The organism is Microbacterium sp., from assembly GCF_011620715.1.
Lineage (GTDB): Bacteria > Actinomycetota > Actinomycetes > Actinomycetales > Microbacteriaceae > Microbacterium.
In genome coordinates, this window is record NZ_WOYP01000016.1 from 1 (window position 1) to 5,861 (window position 5,861).

The window sequence follows — 5,861 nt, forward strand, 5'->3', positions numbered from 1 at the left end:
GCTAGGCGACGGCCTCCGGTGCCGACTGCGTGGTCAGCGAGATGACTCCGTAGTCCCAGCCCTTGCGGCGGTACACGACGCTGGGGTGATCGGTGCGGGCATCGATGAAGAGGAAGAAGTCGTGGCCGACCAGCTCCATCCGGTCGACGGCCTCTTCGACGGACATCCACTCGGGTTCGAACTGCTTCGTGCGGATGACGACGGGGGTGTAGTCCGCCTCGTCCTCGTTGCCGGTGATGATCGGGATCTCGCCGGTCGCGACGGCGCGCATGACATCGATCGAGGCCGGCTGCAGGTCGATGCCGGACAGCTCTCCGCTCTCCTTCTCGAATTTCGCGCCGCGCGGATGGTTGCGGGCATCCACCCGCTTGTCCTTCGCACGCCGGAGCTGCTCGCACAGCTTGTCGACCGCCATGTCGAGGGCGGCGAACTTGTCGGCATCCGTCGCCTCGGCGCGGACGATCGGGCCCTTGCCGGTCAGCGTGAGCTCAACCGTCTCGTCCTCCATGCGGCCGTTGTGATAGGCGCGATGGGTCACTTTGACGTCCACGCGCTGAGCGCGCGGCGCAACGTTCTCTATGCGGACTGTCTTCTCTTCGACGACCGAGCGGAAGCGATCGGTGATACCCACTCCCACGCCGACGATGCTGGTTTCCATCCCTGACCTCCTTTTTCCGGTCCGCACACTTGTTCCGGTCAGCACGGCCAAGGGCGGACCCTGAGTCGCCTTGTGCCTTCCACGCTAGTCCTGTGGGGTCCCCGAGTCACGCGGTACCGCGTATGTCTTCGCAATGTGTCAGCACGGCGCGATCCGCCTCGCGGTGGCGGCGATCGTGGCCGCGCCGATCACCTCGGCACCGCCTGCCCGCAGCGCGCGCACAGCTTCCTCCAGGGTGGCGCCGGTCGTGACGACGTCGTCGATCACGACGACCCGCACACCCGCCGAGCCCCGCGCGCGCAGCGAGTGCGCGACATTGCGGCGGCGCGCCTCCCGGTCGAGACCGCGCTGATCAGCGGCTGCGCGGGCGGTCGTGAGCAGCCGCGCGGTGCGCAGGTCCGCGCGCCGCGCCACCAGCTCCACCACCCGGTAGCCGCGGCGGCGGAAGGCTGCGCGCGAGGTCGGGATCGGCACGAGCACGACGGGTCCGCCCGCGTGCGGACCGCCGGGTGCGGCAGCAGCGGCCGCGTCCACGGCCGCGCGCAGCGCGGGAGCGAGGTCGCGCGCGAGACCCGTGCGACCGTCTGCCTTGAGAGCCCGGACGACCCGGGCCGCAACCCCCTCGAAGGCGAGTCCGCTCCAGATCACCGGGTCGCGACCGCTGCGAGAGATCTGCGGAAGCAGCTGCTGTCTGCAGGACTCGCATAGAGACACGTCCGGCTCGTCGCACCCCGCACACGTGACGGGGAGCATGAGGGCAAGCGCCTCGGCGAGCGCAGCCCGCACGGCGGTGCGGGCCCAGCGCGCGTGTTCCACGTACCCACAGTGACGACACGCAAGGACCCGGGGCGGCCGTCGGGCGCGGCCTGTGCACACGTCACGTCCGTCCGCCTGCTGGGGAGGAGGAGCTAGTGCGGGGACCCCTGCTGCGTCGCGAGGATCAGGATGCCGATCGTGGTGCGCTGCCAGTTCGCGCCGCGCTTGACGAAGAGCGATCCGTCGTCGGTGCGCAGGCGCACCGACGAGATCGATGTCGCTCCGGCGACGGATGCCGCACCCTGCGGAGCGTCGGTCGCCGTCGCCGGGCCTCCGACGAGCTGCTCCGTGAACTGTGGGCCCTCGGCCTCGGTGCTCAGCACCCCGACGGTGGTGTCGTCGAGCCAGGCGAGTCCCGAGCCGGGGCCGGCGAGCGGACCGAGGGGCACGGCCTCGCCGAGGCGCACCGGCACGGCCTCGGCGCCGCGAACGATCCCCGCGATCCACACTTCCGACCGTCCGCCGGTCACCAGGAGCGCCGCGAGCCGAGTGCCGTCGCGCGAGACGCCCATCGCGACGATCTCGGAGGCGCCGGGCCAGGCGTCGGCGACAGCGGACTGCTGCCCGGCGGTCGAGAACGCGGTGACCGCGGCGGGCTCGTCGCGCGGGACGCTCCAGATGTAGCCGAACGGGTCGGCGCTCGGATCGATGAGGGAGCTGCGGGTGTCGACCACCGCGACCGGTGAGTCGGCCGGCACGCGCGCGACACCGCCGCCGACGAGCCGCACTGCGGCGAAGTCCCGATCGGGTGAGACCTGGATGGCCGCAGGAGCGATCAGCTCCATCGCGTCGGACAGTCCGGCGACCGGCGTGAGCTCGTCCCCGGAGAGGAAGCCGAAGCCGGCCTCGGTCTGAACGAGCGGCGGTCCCGTCACCCGGGTCGAGCGCGTCGACACCGGCTCAGCCGTGAGGGGCGTCGAGGCGACGAGCATCTGCGCACCGGAGACGCTTGCGGTGGCCAGGCTGGCCGTGAGCTGGGTCTGCATGCGGTCGAGCGTGGTCGATTCCAGCTGCAGGGCCTCTGCGCTCAGGGTCACCTGCGCGACCCCGGACTCCAGCGGCACGGACGGACGCGCGAGCGACACGCTCTCGGGGAACGAGTTGACCACCGAGCCGCCGAGCCACCCGCTGGGCGACCCGTTGACGAGCGCGCTCGCGATCCGCGTCGCCGCGTTCGTCGTCGGGAACCAGCGCACATCCGGCACCAGGAACTGCCAGGTCGGGTCGAAGTACATCAGCGAGTACCGGTGGAAGACGTTCACGAAGACATCGCGGTCGATCACCACGCCGTCCGGCGCCTCGGTGATCCGCCACTGCCCGTCATCTTGCTGCGCGAGCCGGAACGACAGCTGGGTCAGACCCGCATCCGGCTGGTACGCCCCGGACGAATCGACGGTCGCGACGGCGACCAGCGACAGCTCGACCGCACCCTCGCTGGGCGAGACGGATTCGCGGTCGTCCGGCACATCGATCGTGACGCTCGCCTCTGGCTTCCACGTCTCACGGATCGAGGGCGCCAGGAACATCCGCGCGACCTCCCAGTTGGCCGCCGGGCCCGGCCCCGATCCTGCCCGGATGAACCCATCCACGATCTGCTCGGGCGTCGCGCCCGGCTGCGGCTCGTCAGGCCGGAAGATGAACTCCGGGGATCCGGCATCCTCCCCCGCAGCCAGGCCCGGGTTGACCGGACCGCTGAGGGGAAGACCCGCGCACGCGGCGAGCACCAGGGCGGCGATGACGACCAAGGCCGCTCGGATGCTGCGCCTGCCGTTCATGAGGCACCCCGGCGTTGTGCGACACCGGTCGCGGAATCGATCGTCAGGACTTCGATCGGCTGTGTCAGACCGAGGTCGGCGCCTGCCGCGATCGAGTCGCCACCCGGATCGACCGGCACCGGCGACGGCGCGGTGAGCCGGCCGCCTTGTCGCGGGAGGGTGAGGACGAAGTTCGACCCCCGCCCGAGTTCCGACCAGACTGCGAGCTCTCCGCCGTGCAGCTTCGCGTCGCCGAGCGCGATCGACAGACCGAGACCCGTGCCGCCGATCGTGCGGGTACGCGACGGATCGCCGCGCCAGAAGCGATCGAACACCCGCTCGACGTCCTCCGGCTTCATGCCGAGCCCGAAATCCCGCACGCCGAGGGCGACCGCCTGCTGGTCGCTGTCGACCGTGATGACGATCGGTCGCCCCTCACCGTGCTCGATCGCATTGCCGAGGAGGTTGCGCACGACCCGGCGCACCCGCCGGGGGTCCATCTCCACCGGCGAGTAGCCGCCGGGAGCGACGAGGCGGACGTCGGTGCCGTGCTGTTCGGCGAGCTGCTGCATCGAGCCGATCACATCCTCGGCGAGATGTGCGAGACTCGTGGGCTCCAGCTCGAGCTGGACCGATCCGGCGTCGTAGCGGCTGATCTCGAGCAGGTCGGTCAGCAGCGTCTCGAACCGCTGCACCTGCGCGTTCAGCAGCTCCGCCGCCCTGGCCGTGGACGGGTCGAACTCGGCGCGCTGATCGTTGATCATGTCGGCCGCCAGCCGGATCGTCGTCAGCGGTGTCCGCAGCTCGTGCGACACGTCCGAGACGAATCGCTGCTGCACCAGCGACAGGTCGGCCAGCTCCTTGATCTGCGATTCGATGCTGTCGGCCATGGCGTTGAAAGAGCGCCCGAGGGTCGCCAGCTCGTCCTCGCCGCGCACCGGCAGGCGCACGCCGAGCTCGCCGGCGGCCAGCTTCGCACTCGTGTCCGCGGCCTCGCCGATCGGGATGGTCACCGAGCGCAGCACGAACCACGAGATCGCGCCGATCAGGAGGATCAGCGAGATGCCGACGATCCACAGCGTGGTCCGCACGAAGCCGAGGGTCTGCGAGGCGCTGCCGAGGTCGTACGCGAGGTACAGCTCGTATCCGCCCACGTCGGGGACCATGAGCTGCTGACCGACGATGATCCCCGGAACGGGTCCATCCGCGAGTGGAAGCGACACCGACTGCCACCACTGCTGATTCGCATCGGACTGCACGGCATCGCGCATCCCGTCCGAGATCGCGTCTTCGGTCAGTCCGCGCGTCGTGAAGTTCTGAGGCGCCAGCTGCGACGGCGTGCGGTCGATGCGGAACGCCGCGATCATGTCGGTCGACGATCGCTCGGCGATCGTGTCCCGGACGCTGTTCATGAGGTTCTGGATCTGGATGCTGTCACCCTGGACCGCGGCGGCATCCAGTTCCGACTGCGCCGCCTCGGTCGCGCGCAGCGACGAGGTCAGCACCTGGTCCTTGCGCGCCTGGAACAGGTCATTCTGGATCGCGAGGGCCATCCAGATGCACGCGACGAGGATCGTCAGCGCGGTCAGCGCCAGGGTGATCAGAATCGTGCGGAATCGCAGCGACCGGCGCCACAGGTTGGCGAGGCTGTCAGGCCACGCACGCCAGTTCCGCCACGCGATCAGGGGAGGGCGGGATGCCGCCACCGCCCTCGCGGGAGGCCCAGCAACGCCGGGAGTGGGCACGGCGGGCTCACACCACGGCGCCGGCGCGGTAGCCGACGCCGCGCACCGTCGTGACGACCCTGGGGTTGTCCGGATCGAGCTCGACCTTCGCGCGCAGCCGCTGCACATGCACGTTCACCAGGCGGGTGTCGGCCTTGTAGTGATAGCCCCAGACCTGCTCGAGCAGCATCTCGCGGGAGAACACCTGCTGGGGCTTGGAGGCCAGCGCGACCAGCAGTTCGAACTCGAGCGGCGTCAGTGCGATCGGCGCGTCGTCGCGACGCACCTCGTGGGCCGCGACGTCGACGGTGAGATCGCCGATGACGAGCGTCTCGTTCAGCGGCTGCGATACCGGGCGCAGCCGCGTGCGGATGCGGGCGACGAGCTCCTTGGGGTTGAACGGCTTCACGATGTAGTCGTCGGCGCCCGACTCGAGGCCCTTCACGACGTCGGCGGTGTCGGTGCGGGCGGTCAGCATGATGATGGGCACACCGGATTCGGCGCGGACGCGGGTGCAGATCTCGATGCCGTCCATGCCCGGAAGCATCAGGTCGAGCAGAATCAGGTGCGGCCGCTCGGCGCGCCAGATGTCGACCGCCTTCGATCCGTCGGCACAGAACACCGTGTCGAAACCTTCGGTGCGCAGCACGATGCCGATCATCTCGGCGAGGGCGGTGTCGTCATCGACCACCAGGATGCGTGATGTCATCTCACCGTTACGTCCTTCGCGTCCGGCCGGGACGCGCCGCGGCTCGCGCGTCCCCGTGCGCTTTCCACAGAGTAGTCGAAGACGCCTGTGGACAGGCCGAGCGTCGCCCGCCATGCGCCGGAGCACCGCGGGCCGTCGCGCCCGGTGTGACACGATAGGAGCGCGTCAGCAAACCAGGGGTCTGGGGCGGAGCCCCAGAA

5 protein-coding genes are annotated in these 5,861 nt (G+C 70.1%); all 5 read right to left on the reverse strand.

Annotated features, from left to right (window positions below):
• Position 1 precedes the first annotated feature (1 nt).
• On the reverse strand, positions 2-658 hold the full coding sequence (gene raiA, locus QZV84_RS01960) for a ribosome-associated translation inhibitor RaiA (RefSeq protein ID WP_292824529.1): 657 nt from the start codon (positions 656-658) through the stop codon (positions 2-4).
• Between the two features lie 138 nt (positions 659-796).
• On the reverse strand, positions 797-1,474 hold the full coding sequence (locus QZV84_RS01965; RefSeq protein WP_292824532.1) for a phosphoribosyltransferase family protein: 678 nt from the start codon (positions 1,472-1,474) through the stop codon (positions 797-799).
• A gap of 92 nt (positions 1,475-1,566) precedes the next feature.
• Positions 1,567-3,219: an LpqB family beta-propeller domain-containing protein gene (locus QZV84_RS01970; protein WP_292824535.1), complete on the reverse strand. Its 1,653-nt coding sequence runs from the start codon at positions 3,217-3,219 to the stop codon at positions 1,567-1,569.
• 26 nt (positions 3,220-3,245) lie between these two features.
• Positions 3,246-4,934 (reverse strand): MtrAB system histidine kinase MtrB, encoded by a 1,689-nt coding sequence (gene mtrB, locus QZV84_RS01975; RefSeq protein WP_292824593.1) that lies wholly within the window; start codon positions 4,932-4,934, stop codon positions 3,246-3,248.
• Between the two features lie 46 nt (positions 4,935-4,980).
• Complete coding sequence (mtrA, locus tag QZV84_RS01980) at positions 4,981-5,661, reverse strand: MtrAB system response regulator MtrA (protein ID WP_292824538.1); 681 nt, start codon at positions 5,659-5,661, stop codon at positions 4,981-4,983.
• Positions 5,662-5,861 lie beyond the last annotated feature (200 nt).

Excerpts from the sequence above, each read along its gene's own strand:
- raiA (WP_292824529.1), bottom strand. The coding sequence starts at position 658 with ATGGAAACCAGCATCGTCGGCGTGGGAGTGGGTATCACCGATCGCTTC.
- mtrA (WP_292824538.1), bottom strand. The coding sequence starts at position 5,661 with ATGACATCACGCATCCTGGTGGTCGATGACGACACCGCCCTCGCCGAG.